This is a genomic window from Shinella lacus, from assembly GCF_010994755.1.
Classification (GTDB): Bacteria; Pseudomonadota; Alphaproteobacteria; order Rhizobiales; family Rhizobiaceae; genus Shinella; species Shinella lacus.
The window spans coordinates 42,285-60,568 of sequence record NZ_WHSB02000019.1 but is presented as its reverse complement, the minus strand read 5'-3'; the positions used below and the strand labels follow the sequence as shown (position 1 = coordinate 60,568).

Here is an 18,284-nt window from a genome sequence, read left to right as displayed (position 1 = left end):
TCAGGCGCCGACCGCCCTTCCCGCCACGCGGCCGGAAAACAGGCAGCCGCCGAGGAACGTGCCCTCCAGCGCATTGTAGCCATGCAAGCCGCCGCCGCCGAAACCGGCCGCCTCGCCCGCCGCATAGAGGCCCGGCACCGGCTTGCCGGAAAGCTCCAGCACTTGCCCGGACAGATTGGTCTGCAAGCCGCCCAGCGTCTTGCGCGTCAGGATGTTGAGCCGCACGGCAATCAGTGGTCCGGCCTTCGGATCGAGCAGCCGGTGCGGCCGCGCCGTGCGCATCAGCCTGTCGCCGAGATAGGCGCGCGCGCCGCGGATCGCTGTGACCTGCGCATCCTTGGAGAAGGGGTTGTCGATCTCCCGGTCGCGCGCCTCCACTTCGGCCCGCACCCGCGCCACGTCCAGAAGCGGCTCGCCGGTGAGACCGTTCATGGCGGAGACGAGGTCGGCGAGATCGTTGCGCACCACGAAATCCGCACCCTTGTCCATGAAGGCCTGCACCGGGCCGGGCGGGTTCCGGCCGAGGCGTTTCAGCAGCAGCGGGATGTCCTTGCCGGTGAGATCGGGGTTCTGCTCGGACCCGGAGAGCGCGAATTCCTTCTTGATGATCGCCCGCGTCAGGATGAACCAGCTATGGTCATGGCCGGTCGCGCGGATCGCCTTCAGTGTCGCCAGCGTGTCGAAACCCGGCATGGCGGGGGCCGCAAAACGCCGGCCCGTCGCATCGAGCCAGAGCGAGGATGGCCCCGGCAGGATGCGGATGCCATGGCCCGGCCAGATCGGATCCCAGTTCCGGAGGCCCTCGGTGTAATGCCACATGCGGTCGCCATTGATGACGGAGCCGCCGGCCGTCTGCGCAATCGCCAGCATGCGCCCGTCGACATGGGCCGGAACGCCGCTCACCATGAAATCCGGCGGTTCGCCGAGGCGGTCGCGCGGCCAGTTCTGCCGCACGAGATCTGGATTGCCGCCGATGCCGCCGGAGGCGACAAGCACGGCGCCGGCGCGCAGGCTGAAATCGCCCACGACCTCGCGTGAGCTCGACCGGCCCCGCCCGGCATTGTCCGGCTTCAGCACGGCGCCATGCGCGCCGACGATCGCGCCGTTCTCGACGATGAGGCCGTCCACCCGATGGCGGAAGCGGAAGAAGAGCGCCTTGGACGCACGCAACGCCTCGGCCCGCTTGAGGAAAGGCGCCAACACACCCGGGCCGGTGCCCCAGGTGACGTGAAAGCGCGGCACCGAATTACCGTGCCCGGTGGCAAGCCCGCCGCCACGCTCTGCCCAGCCGACGACGGGGAACCAGCGCATGCCCATGGCATGCAGCCAGGCGCGTTTCTCGCCGCTGGCAAAGTCGAGATAGGCATCCGCCCACAGGCGCGGCCAGTGATCCTCCGGCCGGTCGAAGCCCGCCGAGCCGAACCAGTCCTGCCGGGCGAGCGCGAGAGTGTCGCGAATGCGCAGGCGCCGCTGTTCCGGACTGTCGATGAAGAACAGTCCACCGAGCGACCAGAAGGCCTGCCCGCCAAGGCTCTGCTCGCCCTCCTGGTCGATGACGATGACCTTAAAGCCGCGGCCGGCCGCCTCCGTCGCCGCCACGAGGCCCGCAAGCCCCGCCCCGATTACCAACAGATCGCAATCCACCGCAAGCCTCCCGCCCCTATCGGGAAAACTTACGCGCACGTCTGCGTAAGATCAACGAAGGCGGCTAGGACCGATCGACATTCAGTTCAGGCTGTGCCGAAAATGGTGAGTTTCCGTGACCCGGAGCGCAGCGTACTTTCAGTACGTGAGCACCGGAAGCACGGAAAATCGCCGTTTGCAGGCCGGCCTGGGCTGAGTGTTGATCGGTCTTAGCGTTCGGTGAGTTTCAACTCGATACGCCGATTGGTGGCGCGCGCCGCGTCGTCCTGCCCTTCGGCGATCGGCTGGAACTCGCCAAAGCCCGCCGCGACGAGCCGGTTGGCCGGCACGCCGTTGGCGATGAGGAACTTCACGACGGAGGTCGCGCGGGCGGAGGAGAGCTCCCAGTTGTCGCGGTAGCGGCCGGTGCCGGAGAGCGGCACATTGTCGGTATGGCCGTCGACGCGCAGCACCCAGTTGATCTCGGCGGGGATTTCACGCGAAAGGTCGAGCAACGCGGTGGCGAGCTTGCCCATCTCCGCCTGCCCTTCCGCGTTCAGCTCGTTGCCGCCCGAGGGGAACAGCACTTCCGACTGGAAGACGAAGCGGTCGCCGACGATGCGGATGTTTTCGCGGTCGGAGAGGATTTCGCGCAGGCGGCCGAAGAAGTCGGACCGGTAGCGGTTGAGTTCCTGCACGCGCTGCGCCAGCGCGACGTTGAGGCGGCGGCCGAGATCGGCGATCTTCGCCTGCGAGGACTGGTCCTTCGCCTCGGAGGCCTGGAGCGCCTCCTCCACGGCGGCGATCTGGCTGCGCAGCGCCGCAATCTGCTGGTTGAGGAGCTCGATCTGGCTCATGGCGCGCGCTGTCACCTGCTTTTCCGCATCTAGCTCGCCTTCCAGCGTGGTCGCGCGGGCCGTTGCGACATCGGAAGCACCGGCGCCGCTATCGAGCAATTGCTGCAGGCGAGTGCGGTCGCTTTCCGACTGGGCGAGCGAGGCCTGGAGATTGGCGAGCGAATCTTCGAGATCCTGCTTGCCGCTCTTTTCCAGCGCCAGCAGCTGCGTCAACTCGTTGATCTGGCTGGTCAGCCGGTTGAGCACGTCGTCCTTGCCGGAGATTTCGCGGCTGAGGAAGAACTGCGCCAGCACGAAGACGGTGAGCAGGAACATGATGGAGAGCAGCAGCGTCGACAGCGCATCGACGAAACCCGGCCAGTAATCGACCGTCCGCTGGCTGCGCCGGTTGCGGGCGAGCGCCATTTATTCGCCCCCGGCCTTGTGGGCTTTTTCCGTGACGCGCTCCGGCAGTTTTTCCACGGCCTTTTCACCGCTGCGCGCGGCGATCCTGTCCAGCGTGCGGCGCAGCGCCTTCGATTCCTCCTGCTGCGCCTCGATCCAGTCGCGCAGCATCTGCTGCTCGCTGCGCATGTTCTTGACGAGACCCTGAATGCCTTCCGCAAGGCTCGCCATCGCCGCGGTCGAGCGGCCGGCGCCGCCTTCCTGCGCGAGTTTCAGGATCTGCTGGGCCAGCGCCTGCACGTCGGTGGCGGACGACGCCGCGAGGTCGGCCGCCGGCTGGAGCTCCGAGCCGACATCGGTGACGGAGGAGAGCCAGTTTTCCAGCTCCGTATAGAAGCGGTTCTGCGCGCGGCCGGCCTGGAGATCAAGGAAGCCGAGGATCAGCGAGCTCGCAAGACCGAAGAGCGAGGTGGAGAAGGCCGTGCCCATGCCTTCGAGCGGCGCGGAGAGACCTTCCTTGAGGGCGGTGAGAATGTCGTTCGCCGTGCCGCCGCCGGCATCGAGCGACTGGATGACCGCGCTGATCGAGCCGATCGTGCCGAGCAGGCCCCAGAAGGTGCCGAGCAGGCCGAGGAAGACGAGGAGGCCGATGAGGTAGCGCGACGTATCGCGCGATTCGTCGAGGCGGGTGGCGATGGAATCGAGGATGGAGCGCAGCGCCGCTGTCGACAGCGCCATCGAATGGCGCCGGCCGATCAGCGAACGCATCGGCGCGAGCAGCACCGGGTCGCGCCCGACTTTTTCCGCGCTGCCTGCCGCGCGGAAGGAATTGAACCAGCGCACTTCCGGCCGAAGCGCCAGCACATGGTTGAACACCAGCAGGATGCCGATCAGCAGCACGCCGATGATGAGGCCGTTGAGACCCGGATTGCTGAGGAAGGCCGATTGCGCCTGGCGGAAGAGAATGGCAGCGACGAACCCGACGATGATGAGGAAGATCACCATCGTCCAGAAGAACGCCATGGGGCTCGAGAGTTTGTGGGGATAATCGTCCCCGGACTCGGCCGACCCTCCCCAACCCGACAGCGCCAGCTTAGCCATGTAGTCGCATCTCCACTTCCTCGGTCGGGCGGGAGACTAGAGGAAGATTATGCCGAATTGAAGGGCTTGCCGGCCACAGCGGCGCAGGAAAGCGCCGCTATCACACGCTGTTAGCGCGTCGGCACCGGGCGATGCACCACGTCGCGCAGCGCCTTGTGGATATATTCGTTGCCGGCGACCACTGTGCCGGTATCGAACATGGCATTGCCGCCGTCGAGATCGGTTGCATAACCGCCGGCCTCGCGAATCAGGAGAAGGCCGGCTGCGAGATCCCACGGCATGAGGTCGCGCTCCCAGAAACCGTCGAAACGGCCGGCGGCGACATAGGCGAGGTCGAGCGAGGCGGAGCCGAGGCGGCGCATGCCGGCGACTTCGCCCATGACGTGGCGCAGCTCGACGAGGAACTTGCCGTGGTTGCCGCGGCCGAGATGCGGCACGCCGCAACCGATGACGGCATCCGACAGGTTCTTGCGGGCCGCGACGCGCAGGCGGCGGTCGTTGACAAAGGCGCCGCCGCCGCGCTCGGCGGTGAAGAGCTCGTCGGTCGCCGGGTTCAGCACCACGGCCGCGACGATCTCGCCATTGCGCTCCAGCGCGATCGAGACGGCGAAGGCCGGAATGCCGTGCAGGAAGTTGGTCGTGCCATCGAGCGGATCGACGATCCAGCGATGCGCGCCGTCCGTGCCGATGATCTCCTCGGATTCCTCACCGAGGAAACCATAGGTCGGCCGCGACTTCAGCAGTTCCTCGCGCAGCAGCTTTTCCGCCTTGCGGTCGGCCTGGGAGACGTAATCGCCGGGGCCTTTGAGCGAAACCTGCAGGTTCTGCACTTCGCCGAAATCGCGGGCGAGCGACTTGCCGGCCTTGAAGGCGGCCTGAACCATGACGTTGAGAAGAGCTGAACGAGCCATGTAACAAAAATCCTTCGGGAATGTCCGGCGCTTCGGAACGGCAAGCCGCGGCGCGAAAACGCGCCAGGACCGGAATATGGCGCCTCAAGACCACAAATCCCCCGAAGTTTCAAGCCTTCAGCCCCTGCATCCGCTGCAATGCAGGGTATGCAATCGCGCAACAGGGTAAATGCGGGAGGCTTCAGGAGCCCGAGCGGTACTTGTTTGCGGCGTCGACCGCCGCCTTCTGCTGGTCGTCGTTGAGGCCGAGATAGAAATCTTCGAGCAAGGGGTCATTGAGCCCGGCGCGGCGCGCCAACACGAACCACTTGGCCGCCTGGATCGGGTCGGGCTTCGTTCCGAGCGCATGGATATAGAGCTGGGCGAGCTTGCTCTGGGCGACCGGATTGCCGCCATCGGCCGCGCGCTTCAGCCATTTGAAGCCGGCATCGTAGTCGCGTTCGCCGCCCGTGCCGTTCACCAGCCAGATGCCGAGATCGAGCTGGGCGGTGTCGTAGCCGGCGCGGGCGGCGCGCAGCAGCCATTCGCGCGCGCGCTTCGTCTTTTCCTCCGGCAAGCCCTTCAGGTTGAGGTAGATCTGCGAGACGGCATATTGCGCGTCCGCAATGCCCTGTTCCGCGGATTTCTCATAATAGGGCAGTGCGGCCGCAAGGCCCTTGTCGCCGGGGGAATCGGCCACCAGCACCTGCCCGTAGTTGAACTGCGCCGAGGCATTGCCGAGATCGGCCGATTTCTTCATCAATTCGTCGGCCTTGGCGCGATCCTCCTTGGAGCGGGAGCGCTCCATCAGCAGGATCGCATATTTGAACATGCCGGTCGGGTCGCCGCCATTGGCCGACTGCTCGTACCAGAACATCGCCTGTTCGCGGTTGCGCTTGACGCCGAGGCCGCGGTCGAGGATTTCCGCCACCAGCGTCTGCGCCGCCGGGTCGCCGAGCTGGGCGCGCGGCAGGGCAAGTTCCATCGCCGTCAGGTAACGGCCGCGCTGGAAGGCGCCGAACGCCTCGTCGATCTTGCCGGTGAAAGGTTTTTCCGCCGGCAGCGCCGGCAGGTCCGCGCCCATGCGATCGAGCACGGAGAGGCCGGTCGACGGGCCGTCGGCGGGCTTGTCCTCCTCCGTCTTGACGGGGGTGTCTTCCGCGGAGGCCGGTGCGGTCTCCACCACGGTGTCCTTCTTCGGCATCGTTCCGTTATCGCCGGCGGTGACGGACGGGCCTTTCTTGGCCGTCTGCGCCCAAGCGGGCGCGGCCACGAAAACGCCCGTGGCGAGGAACGCCACCGGCGCGATACGGCAAGCTTGCAAGAAGAGGACCCTGATCATGGTGTCTACTATTGCCCAAACCGTGGCGCTTTTTCGTCAAGCAACGCGTTGACCGCGGCCACCACATGCGGCGCCTGCGCGGGGTCGGCAAAAACCGCCTTGTCGAGCGCCACGAACTCCGCCCCGGCCTCGGCGACAGCCAGCGCCGATTGCGGATCGGCACCGCCGAGCACGATGCAGGGGATCTCGATCATGGACGCCCACCATTCGGCGAGCGCCACGTTCTTGGGATGCGCCTCCGGCTTGATGTCGCCGCCGATCTTGCCGAAGAAGATATAGTCCGGCTGCACCTCGCCGATCTCCAGCGCCTTGTGCCGATCGGTCGCATTGCCACCGCCGACGATGAACTGCGGCGTGAATTTTTCGATGGTTTCGCCCAGCTCCTGCGCGCCGCCCGTCACATGGATGCCGTCGGCCTTCACCCGGCCGGCCACGCGCGTGTCGCCGGCGACGAGCGCTGCCGCGCCCGCCTGCTGGACGATCGCCACCAGCGCCTCGGCATGTTTCTGGAACTGTCCGTCGTCGAGCCCATATTGCGGCAGGATCACCGAGGCGACGTCGCCACCCTTCAGCGCGCCCTCCAGCATCGCGGCGCGCGCGGACAGGTCCTCGCCCTCGGGAAGGATCAGCACCAGGCGGCAGCGGGATTCGACGTCAGACATGGATGTTGCACTTCCTTGAATTTCAGCCGTTGATTTCTGGGGCCGGTCACGGCCTTCGGGGCTCGTCATAACAGATCAAAGCGGATAGACGGAAGAACCAACAGGATCAATCGCCCACCATGTCCATCGACCCCTCAATCTACTACGCCGCCATACCCGCCGTCATCCTCGTCGGCATGACGAAGGGCGGCATGGGCGAGGCGCTGGCGCTGATGGGCGTGCCGATCCTCGCCATGGCCGTTCCGCCGGTGCAGGCCGCCGTCATCCTTCTGCCGATCCTCGTCGTCATGGATGTCGTCTCGCTGTGGATCTGGCGCGACCACAACGACCGCACGCTCCTGAAGATGCTGCTGCCCGGCGCCCTTGTCGGCGTGGCGATCGGCTGGGCGACGTCGGCCTATGTGCCGCGCGATGCGCTGCGCCTCATCATCGGCGTCATCACCGTGCTCTTCGCGATCCGCTACTTCTACAACAGCTACCGCGCGCGCCAAGGCTATGTCGTCCAGCCGAAACCGCACCGCGTCGTGCCCGCCGCCTTCTTCGGCACGCTCGCCGGTTATGGCAGCTTCGTCGCCCATTCGGGCGGAGCACCCTTCCAGGTCTACGGCCTGCCGCTGAAGCTGCCGCCGCGCGACTATACAGGTGCGGCCGTGCGCTTCTTCGCGATCATCAATTTCATCAAGCTCGGCCCCTATTTCGCGCTCGGCCAGCTCGACACGACGAACCTGACGATCTCGGCGACGCTCGTGCCGCTGGCGATCGCGACGACGGCGCTCGGCGGTTTCGCCGTCAAGCGCATGAAGCCGGATGTCTTCTATCCCTTCATGTATGCCATGGCCTTCATCGCCGGCCTGAAGCTCGTCTATGACGGCATCGTGGCCATTCTCTGAGGCCCGAAAATCAGGCTCTTCGCAGCGCACAAAAAGCTTGCCGCACATGCTGCTTTGCCATAGCTTTCGGCCATGGCGCACCCGGACCCCTTCTCTGCGATTGCCGATCCCAACCGCAGGTTCCTGCTGGAGGAGCTGCGCCGCGCGCCCCGCACGGTCAACGAGCTCTCCGAGGGCCTGCCGATCAGCCGCCCGGCGGTCTCGCAACACCTGAAGGCCCTGCTCGACTGCAATCTCGTCAGCGTCAAATCCGAGGGCACCAGGCGCATCTACGCGATCAACGCCAAGGGCTTCGACAAGCTCAATCTCTGGCTCGACCAGTTCTGGTCCTGAACATCTGTTCCAAAACAGAACGCCCCGGCGCGTCGATCGACGGCCAGGGCGCCTGCTTGTCTATGATTACGTTTACCGGAGGCAGTTTCGCGAATTGGGCTCCTACCCTGGTCCTCCCATTCAGACCAACTGTTTCGCGACCGTCACTCCATCTGTAACTTTGGAAAAATCCCTGTCTTTCAGTGAGTTGAGGAGCGAAGACGCTCGATCTCATCCTTGATGCGCAGCTTGCGACGCTTGATGTCGGCGATCGTACGATCTTCAGAAGAAGGTTGGTTCATCGCTTCATGCAACTCCTCTTCCAGAGCGAAGTGCTTCTTTTCGAGCGTGGCCAGATGAGCCTCAATCGTCATGTGACAGTTCCTTCCTTTTGCTTGCACCCGGTCATTCGCACGCCGGGTGGTCCAGGTTGCAACAGTTTCAGTGTGCCATGTCATTTTTCATTTGTCGAAGGCGAAAACGTGGCGAGGGATAACTTCCCGTTACCAGGGGTTTCGTGGTACGAGCAGCCTTCATACAGGCTGGGGGACGCGGGTCAGCCGCGCCTCCGACGACGGGGAACGAATAGCATGCCAGACCAGGACCAGGCTGAATTGCGGCTTGCCGTTGCACGGCTGAGGCAAGAACACGAAGACTATGATGCCGCGATCAACGCCATGATCCAGATCGGCTGCGAAGCCCTCAGAATCCAGCGCATGAAGAAGAAGAAACTGGTCATCAAGGACAAGATTTCCAAGATTGAAGACCTGATCATCCCCGACATCATCGCCTGATAAAAAACCGGACGAGAAGCCTTGGACACCACAGAAACGCCCCCCGTCGCCATCATAATGGGAAGCCAGTCCGACTGGGAAACGATGAAGAATGCCGCCGATACGCTCGACGCACTTGGCGTCGATTACGAGGCACGCATCATTTCGGCGCACCGCACGCCGGACCGGCTCTACAGTTTTGCGCGGGGCGCGAAGGCGGAAGGCTTCAAGATCATCATCGCCGGCGCCGGCGGTGCGGCGCACCTGCCCGGCATGGCGGCGGCGATGACGCCGCTGCCGGTCTTCGGCGTGCCGGTCCAGTCCAAGGCGCTCTCCGGTCAGGATAGCCTGCTCTCCATCGTGCAGATGCCGGCCGGCATTCCGGTCGGGACGCTCGCGATCGGCAAGGCGGGCGCGGTCAATGCCGCGCTGCTCGCCGCCGCCGTGCTGGCGCTGAGCGATCCCGAACTCGCCCACCGGCTCGACGAATGGCGCGAGAACCAGTCGAACGCGGTTGCCGAATATCCCGTGGACGGCCCGCTATGAGCGTTCGCACGATCGGCATCATCGGCGGCGGCCAGCTCGGCCGCATGCTCGCCATGGCCGCCGCGCGCCTCAACCTGCGCACCGTCATCCTCGAACCGCAGGCCGATTGTCCGGCAGCACAGGTCGCCAACGCCCAGATCGTCGCGGCCTACGACGACCCGGACGCGCTTGCCGAGCTCGCCCGGGTCTCCGACGTCGTGACCTACGAATTCGAGAACGTGCCCGTCTCCGCCGCCGAGGCGCTGGCGAAGACCGTGCCGGTCTATCCGCCGCCGCGCGCGCTGGAAGTCTCGCAGGACCGGCTCGTCGAAAAAACCTTCATCCGCGATTGCGGCATCGTCACCGCCGATTTCGCCGCCGTCGACAGCCAGGCAGACCTGGAAGCCGCCCTCGACCGCTTCGGCGGCGTCGGCGTGCTGAAAACCCGCCGGCTCGGTTACGACGGCAAGGGCCAGCGCATGTTCCGCTCGCCGGCCGAAAGCCGCGAGGGCACGTTCGAGGCGCTCGGCGGCGTGCCGCTGATCCTCGAAAGCCTCGTGCCCTTCGAGCGGGAAATCTCGATCATCGCCGCGCGCGACCGCGATGGCACCATCGCCTGCTACGATCCGGCGGAAAACGTCCACCTGAACGGCATCCTGCACACCTCCATCCTGCCCGCCGGCGTTAATGAGGCGACGGCCGACCAGGCCCGCAAGGCCGCGCGCGCCATACTCGACCAGCTCGGCTATGTCGGCGTCATCGGCGTCGAGTTCTTCGTGCTGCAGGATGGCGGGCTCGTCGCCAACGAAATCGCGCCGCGCGTGCACAATTCCGGTCACTGGACGGAGGCAGCCTGCATCGTCTCGCAGTTCGAGCAGCATATCCGCGCCGTGGCCGGCCATGTGCTCGGCGATCCACGCCGCCATTCGGATTGCGTGATGCAGAATCTCATCGGCGACGACATCAACGACGTTCCCGCCTGGCTCGCGCGGCCGGGCGTTCTCGTGCATCTCTACGGCAAGACGGAAGCGCGTCCCGGCCGCAAGATGGGGCATATCACGCAGATTCTCGACTGAAATGCCGACGCAGCGGTTGGAAAACCGGCCTCGATGGTTGACAGCGGAAATGTGACGGGGTACATGCCTGCCAACCCGAAAGCGCGCCCGAAACGGCGCGTTTTTGATTGAAGAAATCCGGCGAACTCGTGTCGCCCTGCAATACGCGGATCAGAAAAATGAAGATCAAGAATTCGCTCAAGTCGCTCAAGGCTCGCCACCGCGAAAACCGCCTTGTTCGCCGTAAGGGCCGCATCTACATCATCAACAAGCAGAACCCGCGCTTCAAGGCTCGTCAGGGCTGATACGGCGTCGGTCGCCACCCTTTGGGTGTGATGATCGAGAAATATTGATTTGAAGTTCGGCGATGGCGGTCTACCATGACCGCCATGCGCTTTTTCATGCTTTCCACAGTCTGCCTTTCCCTCGCCCTTGCCGGCTTGCCCCCGACCGTCGCGCTTGCGCAGACGGTGGACAAGGCCTCCACCGGCGCCGCCTCCGGTGCTTTCACCACGCACGCCCAGCGGCTCGAAAAACTCTTCGACGAGTTGAAACATGAGGGAAATCCCGATGCCGCGCGCGGCATCGCCGACCAGATCCGCCGGGAATGGCAGGATTCCGGCAGCGCCAGCATCAACCTCCTCATCCAATGGGCCGACAAGGCCATCTCCGAGGAAAAGAACGCCGCCGCGTTCGATTTCCTTGATGAAGCGATTCGCTTGAAGCCGGACTATGTCGAGGGCTGGAACCGCCGCGCGACGCTGCATTTCAAGCTCGGCAACTACCGCAAGTCGATGTCCGACATAAACCGCGTGCTCGCCATCGAGCCCCGGCATTTCGGCGCGCTCGCCGGCATGGCCGCGATCATGGCCCAGACCGGGCGCGACGAGATGGCGATGAAGGCCTGGGAACGTTTCCTGGAGGTCTACCCAACCGAGCGGCAGGCACAGAAGGAAATGGGCGATCTGGCGGAAAAGCTGACCGGCCAGCGCACATAACCCTGGCAAGTGAAAATCCCGGCAAGTGAACCGGCATGGCGCCGGTTGCGTAGATCGGCTATCTGACAGGAAAACCGGACCCTTCCTTGCCCTCCCCTTTCCGCCTCATGCTGCTTGCCATCCTCACCGCTCCCGTCGTCCTCGCGTTCGCCCTCTATGCCTTCACGGCGTGGAAGGCGCGGGCGATCGAGCGGCAATTTCCCAATGTCGGTGAACTTATCGATGTCGGCGGCCTGCGGCTGAACAGCGTCTTCGTGCCCGCCGGCGACAAGGCCAACCTGCCGCCGATCGTCTTCATCCATGGCGCCAGCGGCAACCTGCGCGACCAGATGCATGCCTTCCGGGCAAAGCTGGAGGGCCGTGCCGACCTGCTCTTCCTCGACCGACCGGGCCACGGCTATTCAGAGCGCGGCGGGCCGGAAAATGCCTGGCCGGACGGCCAGGCCCATGCCATCGCCCGGCTGATGGAAAAACGCGGCATCGCCAAGGCGATCATCGTCGGCCATTCCTTCGGCGGCGCCATCGCGGCAAGTTTCGCGCTGGAGCATCCGGAGAAGACGGCTGGCCTGCTCTTCCTCGCGCCTGCGACCCATCCCTGGCCCGGCGGCGTCGACTGGTACTATGATCTTGCGAAGATGCCGGTCGCCGGCTGGCTCTTCACCCGCCTCGTCGCGCTGCCCGCCGGCCTGTCGCGCATCGACAGCGGCACGCGCTTCGTCTTCGCCCCGAATGCCCGCCCGGACGACTACATGGAGGCGACTGCCCCGGCCCTGGTGCTGCGCCCCGCCGCCTTCCGCAACAACGCCACCGACGTCGCCAATCTCTTGGAATACGTCCGTGGCGTGCAGCCGCGTTACACCGAGATCCGCACGCCGACGGTCATCGTCACCGGCGATACGGACGGCGTCGTCTATGAGGAAATCCACTCGCGCGGGCTGGCGCGCGACATCGCGGGGTCGGAGCTCGTCTGGATCCGCAACCTCGGCCACAAGCCGGATTATGTGGTCACAGACCTCGCCATCGAGGCGCTGGAAAAGATCGCCGGTAGCGACCGCGACCTGCAAGAATCAGCAAGGCGGGCCGAAGCCCGCCTTGCAAAGGATCATCAGGAGTAAAGCAATTCCAGGAAAAGTGTGGAGCGGTTTTCCGTCCGGAATTGCGTAGACAGAAGAGCCCGGATCAGACGCCGCTGACGCCGTCCGCGCCGATATAGGCGATGCGCAGCATGTTGGTCGCGCCCGGGGTGCGCAGCGGCACGCCGGCGGAGATGATGATGCGGTCGCCCGGCTTGCCGAACTCTTCGGTCACGACGATGCGGCAGGCGCGGTTGACCATGTCGTCGAGGTCTTCCGCGTCACCCGTGACGACGCAGTGCAGGCCCCAGACGACCGAGAGGCGGCGCGCCGTCTCGATGACCGGCGACAGCGCCAGAACCGGCACTTCCGGCCGCTCGCGCGCGGCGCGCAGGCCCGTTGTGCCCGACGAGGTGTAACAGACGATGGCCGACAGCTTCAGCGTCTCGGCGATCTGGCGGGCAGCAAGCGAGATGGCATCCGCACCGGTCGCTTCCGGCGTGGAGCGCTGGGCATAGATGATGCCCGGATAGTGCGGGTCGCGTTCGACCGTGCTGGCGATGGACGCCATGGTGGAGACGGCCTCGACCGGATAGGCGCCGGAGGCGGACTCGGCCGACAGCATGATGGCGTCGGCACCTTCGAAGACAGCGGTCGCGACGTCGGAGACTTCGGCGCGCGTCGGCACCGGAGCGGAAATCATCGATTCCAGCATCTGTGTGGCGACGACGACCGGCTTGCCCTGGCGGCGGCAGGCGCGGATGAGCTGCTTCTGGATGCCCGGAACGGCTTCCAGCGGCATTTCCACGCCGAGGTCGCCGCGCGCCACCATGAGGGCGTCGGAAAGCTCGATGATCTCCTCGATGCGTTCGATCGCCTGGGGCTTTTCGATCTTCGACATGATGCCGACGCGGCCGCGCGCGATCTTGCGCACTTCGGCCAGATCCTCGGGGCGCTGGACGAAGGAAAGGGCCACCCAGTCGACGCTGCCGGTCGCGAGCACGGCATCGAGGTCGACACGGTCCTTCTCGGTCAGCACGCCGACGGCGAGCAGCGTGTCGGGCAGGCTGACGCCCTTGCGGTCGGAGATCTTAGTGCCGGAAACGACGGTGCAGACGATCGCCTTGCCGTCGGCGGATTCGGCGCGCAGATGCAGTTTGCCGTCATCGATCAGCAGGCGGTCGCCGGCCTTGACCGATTCGAGGATTTCCGGATGCGGCAGGAAGACGCGTGCGTTGTCGCCGGGCACGTCCTTGTTGTCGAGCGTGAAGGTCTGGCCGGGCTTCAGCTCTTCCGAGCCGTTGGCAAACTTTCCGACGCGCAGCTTGGGACCCTGCAGGTCGGCGAGGATGCCGATCGGGCGGCCGCAACGGGCTTCGACGGCGCGGATGCGGCTGATCAGCGTGCGCATCACGTCATGGCTGGCATGGCTCATATTGATGCGGAACAGGTCGGCTCCCGCCTCATGCAGCTTCTGGATCATCTGCTCGTCGGACGAAGCAGGTCCGAGCGTCGCGAGGATTTTGACTTTTCTGTTCCGTCTCATCAGTTCTGGCTTTCCTGGGTCCCTGGCGTATCTGAGAGCTGCACCATCCAGCTCCCCTGTCGGCCCGTGTCATATTCCTTGAAGCCCATGCGCTGGAAACCGCGAGCGAAGCAATCCTGCACACCGGTGATCTTGAACTCGTTTTCGGCAACGCACATGTTGACGTCGCCGGTCCAGCGGCCGCCGCGGGCGGCGTCTTCGGCATAGAGGTAATAGTAGCGCGACTGCAGCTCGCCCTCGATCAGCGTGGCGCAGGTCGTGGCAGGCACCTGCCACCAGCCTTCGGTCATCCAGCCTTCCTTGGCGCGGTAACCGATGGCGACGCCGACAAGGTTCTGCGTGCCGTTGCAAACGCGGAAATCGGCCTTCGCCTCATCCGGCGCGGAAAGGGCGGCGAACCCCGTGAAAACGAAAAGGCCGGCCTGGAGAAGGCAGCGGGCTTTCGGGAAAAACGGGCGGTGGCTCTTGGCTCTCACGGCTTCCGATGCAACTCCGTTGATTTGAATATGCGCTTTCTTGCGACGGCGGGGCATGAATGTCAACGCAACACTACTGCGCCGCGCGTCATTCGATGACGCCCGGAGGACGCCGTCGAAATTTCAATCTGCCGCATAGCTTCCTGCATCGTTTTAGATACGGGAAGCTATGCGGCGGTCGATTACACTTTCACGACAACAAGGGTAATCATTCGGGCGGCCGCGGGCGTCCAGCCTTGCGGGGCGCATCGCCCCGTGCGATCAGTCGGCATCGGCGGCGCACATTCGGCTGAAATCATGCAGGACCATCCCCCCTTCGAGATCATTGACGGCGATACCGGCCTCGGGCTGGTCATCCTGGCGGACCACGCCACGAACCTCCTTCCCGAACGCTACGGCCGCCTCGGCCTGCCCGACAGCGCCTTCCAGCGCCACATCGCCTATGACATCGGCGTCGAAGGCGTCGTGCGCGGCCTCAACACCCGGCTGAACGCACCGGTCGTCATGAGCCGCTTTTCACGCCTGCTGATCGACCCCAACCGCGGCGAGGACGACCCGACGCTGGTCATGCGGATTTCCGACGGCGCGATCGTTCCAGGCAACCACCCGATCACGCCCGAAGAATGGCAATACCGGCTGGAGACCTTCCACCGCCCCTATCACGATGCCGTGTCCCGCACGATCGGCGCGGTGGCGGCGCGCACCGGCAGGGCGCCGCTCGTCATCTCCATGCATTCCTTCACGCCGGCCTGGAAGGGCGTCGCCCGCCCCTGGCAGGTGACCGTGCTGTGGGACACCGACCATCGCGCCGTGCGCCCGCTGCTCGCCGGGCTGGAGGCGCTGGGCGACGTGGTGGTGGGCGACAACGAACCCTATGACGGGGCGCTGCGCGGCGACACGATGTTCCGCCATTGCATGAAGCCCGGCATTGCGCATGCGCTGATCGAAATCCGCCAGGACGAGATCGGCAATGAAACCGGCATCGCCCGCTGGGTCGAACGCCTCGCGCCCATCCTGGCCCGGTTGAATGCGGACCCGGCGCTGCACACATACGAGATATTCCCCTCCCGCACCGGACCCTATTGAGGCCAAGACGATGACCGACCTGAGCAAGGACCAGCAGACCGAATTCGAGGCGGCCGCCTTCCGGCGCCTGCTGAAACACCTCAACGAGCGCAGCGACGTGCAGAACATCGACCTGATGAACCTTGCCGGCTTCTGCCGCAACTGCCTGTCGAACTGGTATCGCGAGGCGGCCAACGAGGCGGGCGTCGCCCTCGACAAGGAAGCGTCGCGCGAAATCGTCTACGGCATGCCCTACGAGGAATGGCGCGCGCTTCACCAGCGCGAGGCGAGCGACACGCAGAAGGCGGCCTTCGAGGTCAACCGCCCGAAGGAATGAGGCCACAGGCCCGACGAAAATGGGTGGGGACCGCGCGATAGGCCTTGATCTTGCCGGAAGTTCGCGGCAAGTCACGGCACCTTCGAATTTCAAAGTCTACCCAAGGAGATTATCATGTCGGATGCCCACGGCGTCGCCCGCGACCAGCTTCGCGCGTTCATCGAGCGGATCGAGCGCCTCGAGGAAGAAAAGAAAACCATCGCTGACGACATCAAGGACGTCTATGGCGAAGCCAAGGGCACCGGCTTCGACACCAAGATCCTGCGCAAGGTCATCCAGATCCGCAAGCAGGACAAGGACGAGCGCATGGAGCAGGAAGCGATCCTCGACACCTACCTCCAGGCCCTCGGCATGATCGCGGCACCCGCGGACGCCGAATAAGGTTTTTGAAAGCCAAAGAAAAAGCCCGCCGGATCGCTCCGGCGGGCTTTTTTGATGGGATGGTTTCGCCGACTAGTTCTGGCTGCCTTCGAACTTGCGGACTTCCATGAAGTTCACCGCCGTGCCGCTGAAGCGTCCGGCATCGATCGATTTGCCCTCGGGCTGGAAGCCGGCCATGTAGACGGTCGTCGGTGCGGCGCGCAGCTTGCGGCTGACGAAACGCGGCGCCTTGACGGGCTTGGAGAGCGTCTCGACGCGGCTCTGGCTCAGCGCCCACTGCGAGATGATCTTCTGCGTCAGCTTCGGCTCGGTGCGGATCGCGCCACGGCTCGCAGCATCGGCATCCTTCTTCTTCGGACGGCCGCCCTTGGTCTGCGTTTCTTCCGCCGGCTTTCCGTCGAAGGCATCGAGGCCGGCGAGCGAACGCGTGCTGCCGCTATTGGTCGAGACGAGTGCCGCCATTTCGACCGGATTGCCGGAGAATTCATCCACCGTCGGATCGGCAAGTGCTGCAAGGCCCGAGCGATCCGCCGTCACCGGCAGCGCCACGTCGGCTTCGGCCGCGGCCATCAGCGCCGTCTGCGACTGGTCGAGCTCGGCGACCGGACGCAGGCCCGGTACCGGCACCATGGCCAGTTCCTCGGCATCTTCGACAGTGGCTTCCGTGGCCGCTTCTGCGGTCAGGACCGTGCCCGGCTCCGCATCGCCAGCCTCGGTGCGCGCACCGAGCATGACGGGAAGCGGGATCTTGTAGGCGGCAAGGTCCTCGAATTCAGGCTTCTGTTCTTCCTCGACCGTGGCCGGCGTGGCCGCTTCGAGGGCAGCAACGGCGCCGCTCGTCGTCGGCGCGACGAGAGCGAGTTCGCTCGTCGTCTCGGCCGTCTTGAAGGCGGGGCGGCTGCCCGGAACGGGCGCGGTGAAGGCCACTTCCGTTTCGGCTTCCGTCACGACCGGCTTCTTCTCCTCGACAGCCTTGGCCGTCGCGCCGGCGGATACACCGCCTTCGTCGAGGGCTTCGCCGCTGGCGATTGCTTCGGGTTCTTCATCCTCGTCGCCGCCGCCGCCGAAGAGGGCAGCAAGGAAGCCGCCCTTGCGCTTGGACGCGGTCGGCGTCGAGCCGCCACCGGCAACCTGGATTTCCTTGGCGCCGACACGGCGCTTGTAGTCTGCGACCGCCTGCTGGTAGCCGGGCAGCGGCTTGCCATCGGTCGGGACGTGCATGGTCTTGCCATCCGGGAAGATGCGCACCAGTTCCTGGCGGCTCATGCGCGGCCAGGCGCGCACGCTGCCGACGTCGAGATGCACGAAGGGCGAACCGGAGGTCGGATAGTAGCCGACGCCGCCGACCTGGAATTTCATGGCCGTGGCGCGCAGCGTCGCGAGCTTGACGCCCGGAATATAGAAGTCCATCGCCTTGCCGAGCATGTGCTGGCTCTTCTTGGCAACGCCCTTGGAGCGCGAGCGCAGCATGCCGTTGGTCGCCGGCGAGCGATAGGCGGAGACGACGTTGATGTAACCGGAGGCGCCGACCTTCTGGTAGACTTCCCAAACCAAGTCGAAGAGACGCGGGTCCATCTTCGTCGGTTCGTTGCGGCGCCAGTCGCGCAGGAACTGGCTGAGCTGCTTCAGGCCGCGCGCATCATAACGCCCGTTGCGCTTGAAGGTGATCTCGGCCTTTTCCTTGGTATGGATGAAATAGAGCTTGAGCGTGCGGTTGCCGCTCTCGGCCTGCACCGTCGCGGGAATGGCCGTGGGCAGGATGAGGGCAGCCGACAGGACAGCCGTGGTCAAAGCCTTGGGCAGCTTGTGCAACACTCTCTTGCAGAGGCTGCTCAGGGTGGCCCCTGGGCGCTTCATCGATGCGAACAAATTTGCCAACTCTTTCCCCGTCCGAAGGACAACGAACGTCCGTTATCCCAGATGACTGCCAATTGCGGTGAGAGCATGGCAAATCCGCCACACTCATCACCGCGCACCCGTTATAGTGAACAATC

General features: G+C 65.0%; 21 protein-coding genes. 11 read left to right on the top strand and 10 right to left on the bottom strand.

What is annotated here, in order from left to right; all coding sequences use genetic code 11:
* The 6 genes from GB927_RS30370 to GB927_RS30345 all read right to left on the bottom strand — a co-directional run bounded on the left by GB927_RS30370 (window position 1) and on the right by GB927_RS30345 (window position 6,859).
* The gene (locus GB927_RS30370) at window positions 1-1,644 is read right to left on the bottom strand and encodes an FAD-binding dehydrogenase (protein ID WP_256120965.1); all 1,644 of its coding nucleotides are present in this window, start codon (window positions 1,642-1,644) and stop codon (window positions 1-3) included.
* A 209-nt stretch (window positions 1,645-1,853) separates the two neighbouring features.
* Window positions 1,854-2,885 (bottom strand): peptidoglycan -binding protein, encoded by a 1,032-nt coding sequence (locus GB927_RS30365; RefSeq protein WP_256120964.1) that lies wholly within the window; start codon window positions 2,883-2,885, stop codon window positions 1,854-1,856.
* The gene (locus tag GB927_RS30360; RefSeq protein ID WP_256120963.1) at window positions 2,886-3,965 is read right to left on the bottom strand and encodes a MotA/TolQ/ExbB proton channel family protein; all 1,080 of its coding nucleotides are present in this window, start codon (window positions 3,963-3,965) and stop codon (window positions 2,886-2,888) included.
* A gap of 110 nt (window positions 3,966-4,075) precedes the next feature.
* Window positions 4,076-4,876: an inositol monophosphatase family protein gene (locus GB927_RS30355; RefSeq protein WP_256120962.1), complete on the bottom strand. Its 801-nt coding sequence runs from the start codon at window positions 4,874-4,876 to the stop codon at window positions 4,076-4,078.
* Between the two features lie 181 nt (window positions 4,877-5,057).
* Entirely contained in the window at window positions 5,058-6,197 is a 1,140-nt protein-coding gene (locus GB927_RS30350) for a tetratricopeptide repeat protein (RefSeq protein WP_256120961.1), read from the bottom strand.
* Between the two features lie 8 nt (window positions 6,198-6,205).
* Complete coding sequence (locus tag GB927_RS30345) at window positions 6,206-6,859, bottom strand: thiamine phosphate synthase (RefSeq protein WP_256120960.1); 654 nt, start codon at window positions 6,857-6,859, stop codon at window positions 6,206-6,208.
* A 119-nt stretch (window positions 6,860-6,978) separates the two neighbouring features.
* On the opposite strand from GB927_RS30345, the gene GB927_RS30340 reads away from it, so the two are divergent.
* Together GB927_RS30340 and GB927_RS30335 are read left to right on the top strand one after the other, a co-directional pair.
* A complete protein-coding gene (locus GB927_RS30340; protein WP_256120959.1) occupies window positions 6,979-7,749 on the top strand; it encodes a sulfite exporter TauE/SafE family protein in 771 nt (256 codons plus the stop codon).
* Between the two features lie 72 nt (window positions 7,750-7,821).
* Complete coding sequence (locus tag GB927_RS30335; protein WP_256120958.1) at window positions 7,822-8,082, top strand: ArsR/SmtB family transcription factor; 261 nt, start codon at window positions 7,822-7,824, stop codon at window positions 8,080-8,082.
* A 179-nt stretch (window positions 8,083-8,261) separates the two neighbouring features.
* Here GB927_RS30335 and GB927_RS30330 read toward each other — a convergent pair whose 3' ends face one another.
* Window positions 8,262-8,435, bottom strand: a complete 174-nt coding sequence (locus GB927_RS30330) for a YdcH family protein (protein WP_256120957.1) — start codon at window positions 8,433-8,435, stop codon at window positions 8,262-8,264.
* A 216-nt stretch (window positions 8,436-8,651) separates the two neighbouring features.
* On the opposite strand from GB927_RS30330, the gene GB927_RS30325 reads away from it, so the two are divergent.
* The 6 genes from GB927_RS30325 (at window position 8,652) to GB927_RS30300 (ending at window position 12,527) form a co-directional block, all read left to right on the top strand.
* Window positions 8,652-8,855: a YdcH family protein gene (locus GB927_RS30325; protein ID WP_256120956.1), complete on the top strand. Its 204-nt coding sequence runs from the start codon at window positions 8,652-8,654 to the stop codon at window positions 8,853-8,855.
* A gap of 57 nt (window positions 8,856-8,912) precedes the next feature.
* Window positions 8,913-9,380 (top strand): 5-(carboxyamino)imidazole ribonucleotide mutase, encoded by a 468-nt coding sequence (gene purE / locus GB927_RS30320; protein WP_256121020.1) that lies wholly within the window; start codon window positions 8,913-8,915, stop codon window positions 9,378-9,380.
* Entirely contained in the window at window positions 9,377-10,435 is a 1,059-nt protein-coding gene (locus GB927_RS30315) for a 5-(carboxyamino)imidazole ribonucleotide synthase (protein ID WP_256120955.1), read from the top strand. Before purE ends, GB927_RS30315 begins: the two co-directional genes overlap by 4 nt.
* Window positions 10,436-10,593: 158 nt before the next feature.
* Entirely contained in the window at window positions 10,594-10,719 is a 126-nt protein-coding gene (gene ykgO, locus GB927_RS30310; protein ID WP_024271182.1) for a type B 50S ribosomal protein L36, read from the top strand.
* A gap of 75 nt (window positions 10,720-10,794) precedes the next feature.
* Window positions 10,795-11,412, top strand: coding sequence for a tetratricopeptide repeat protein (locus GB927_RS30305; RefSeq protein WP_256120954.1), 618 nt, complete (start codon window positions 10,795-10,797; stop codon window positions 11,410-11,412).
* A 107-nt stretch (window positions 11,413-11,519) separates the two neighbouring features.
* Window positions 11,520-12,527 carry an alpha/beta fold hydrolase gene (locus tag GB927_RS30300; RefSeq protein WP_256121019.1) on the top strand — a complete coding sequence of 336 codons (1,008 nt, stop codon included), beginning with the start codon at window positions 11,520-11,522 and terminating at the stop codon, window positions 12,525-12,527.
* 64 nt (window positions 12,528-12,591) lie between these two features.
* On the opposite strand, the gene pyk is transcribed toward GB927_RS30300, so the two are convergent.
* Window positions 12,592-14,031: a pyruvate kinase gene (pyk, locus tag GB927_RS30295; RefSeq protein WP_256120953.1), complete on the bottom strand. Its 1,440-nt coding sequence runs from the start codon at window positions 14,029-14,031 to the stop codon at window positions 12,592-12,594.
* The gene (locus GB927_RS30290; RefSeq protein WP_413818683.1) at window positions 14,031-14,507 is read right to left on the bottom strand and encodes a DUF1036 domain-containing protein; all 477 of its coding nucleotides are present in this window, start codon (window positions 14,505-14,507) and stop codon (window positions 14,031-14,033) included. Before GB927_RS30290 ends, pyk begins: the two co-directional genes overlap by 1 nt.
* 297 nt (window positions 14,508-14,804) lie before the next feature.
* On the opposite strand from GB927_RS30290, the gene GB927_RS30285 reads away from it, so the two are divergent.
* The 3 genes from GB927_RS30285 (at window position 14,805) to GB927_RS30275 (ending at window position 16,290) form a co-directional block, all read left to right on the top strand.
* Entirely contained in the window at window positions 14,805-15,593 is a 789-nt protein-coding gene (locus GB927_RS30285) for an N-formylglutamate amidohydrolase (RefSeq protein WP_256120952.1), read from the top strand.
* A 10-nt stretch (window positions 15,594-15,603) separates the two neighbouring features.
* A complete protein-coding gene (locus tag GB927_RS30280; protein WP_256120951.1) occupies window positions 15,604-15,909 on the top strand; it encodes a DUF1244 domain-containing protein in 306 nt (101 codons plus the stop codon).
* Window positions 15,910-16,023: 114 nt separating this feature from the next.
* Window positions 16,024-16,290, top strand: coding sequence for a DUF2312 domain-containing protein (locus GB927_RS30275; protein WP_256120950.1), 267 nt, complete (start codon window positions 16,024-16,026; stop codon window positions 16,288-16,290).
* A gap of 72 nt (window positions 16,291-16,362) precedes the next feature.
* Here GB927_RS30275 and mepK read toward each other — a convergent pair whose 3' ends face one another.
* Window positions 16,363-18,147: a peptidoglycan L,D-endopeptidase MepK gene (gene mepK, locus GB927_RS30270; protein ID WP_439655546.1), complete on the bottom strand. Its 1,785-nt coding sequence runs from the start codon at window positions 18,145-18,147 to the stop codon at window positions 16,363-16,365.
* Window positions 18,148-18,284: the final 137 nt, after the last annotated feature.

Bases quoted from the DNA above. Each gene is read 5' to 3' on its own strand.
- GB927_RS30365 (WP_256120964.1), bottom strand. From the start codon at position 2,885: ATGGCGCTCGCCCGCAACCGGCGCAGCCAGCGGACGGTCGATTACTGG.
- GB927_RS30360 (WP_256120963.1), bottom strand. From the start codon at position 3,965: ATGGCTAAGCTGGCGCTGTCGGGTTGGGGAGGGTCGGCCGAGTCCGGG.
- GB927_RS30355 (WP_256120962.1), bottom strand. From the start codon at position 4,876: ATGGCTCGTTCAGCTCTTCTCAACGTCATGGTTCAGGCCGCCTTCAAG.
- GB927_RS30350 (WP_256120961.1), bottom strand. From the start codon at position 6,197: ATGATCAGGGTCCTCTTCTTGCAAGCTTGCCGTATCGCGCCGGTGGCG.
- GB927_RS30345 (WP_256120960.1), bottom strand. From the start codon at position 6,859: ATGTCTGACGTCGAATCCCGCTGCCGCCTGGTGCTGATCCTTCCCGAG.
- GB927_RS30340 (WP_256120959.1), top strand. From the start codon at position 6,979: ATGTCCATCGACCCCTCAATCTACTACGCCGCCATACCCGCCGTCATC.
- GB927_RS30335 (WP_256120958.1), top strand. From the start codon at position 7,822: ATGGCGCACCCGGACCCCTTCTCTGCGATTGCCGATCCCAACCGCAGG.
- GB927_RS30330 (WP_256120957.1), bottom strand. From the start codon at position 8,435: ATGACGATTGAGGCTCATCTGGCCACGCTCGAAAAGAAGCACTTCGCT.
- GB927_RS30325 (WP_256120956.1), top strand. From the start codon at position 8,652: ATGCCAGACCAGGACCAGGCTGAATTGCGGCTTGCCGTTGCACGGCTG.
- purE (WP_256121020.1), top strand. From the start codon at position 8,913: ATGGGAAGCCAGTCCGACTGGGAAACGATGAAGAATGCCGCCGATACG.
- GB927_RS30315 (WP_256120955.1), top strand. From the start codon at position 9,377: ATGAGCGTTCGCACGATCGGCATCATCGGCGGCGGCCAGCTCGGCCGC.
- ykgO (WP_024271182.1), top strand. From the start codon at position 10,594: ATGAAGATCAAGAATTCGCTCAAGTCGCTCAAGGCTCGCCACCGCGAA.
- GB927_RS30305 (WP_256120954.1), top strand. From the start codon at position 10,795: ATGACCGCCATGCGCTTTTTCATGCTTTCCACAGTCTGCCTTTCCCTC.
- GB927_RS30300 (WP_256121019.1), top strand. From the start codon at position 11,520: ATGCTGCTTGCCATCCTCACCGCTCCCGTCGTCCTCGCGTTCGCCCTC.
- pyk (WP_256120953.1), bottom strand. From the start codon at position 14,031: ATGAGACGGAACAGAAAAGTCAAAATCCTCGCGACGCTCGGACCTGCT.
- GB927_RS30285 (WP_256120952.1), top strand. From the start codon at position 14,805: ATGCAGGACCATCCCCCCTTCGAGATCATTGACGGCGATACCGGCCTC.
- GB927_RS30280 (WP_256120951.1), top strand. From the start codon at position 15,604: ATGACCGACCTGAGCAAGGACCAGCAGACCGAATTCGAGGCGGCCGCC.
- GB927_RS30275 (WP_256120950.1), top strand. From the start codon at position 16,024: ATGTCGGATGCCCACGGCGTCGCCCGCGACCAGCTTCGCGCGTTCATC.
- mepK (WP_439655546.1), bottom strand. From the start codon at position 18,147: ATGAAGCGCCCAGGGGCCACCCTGAGCAGCCTCTGCAAGAGAGTGTTG.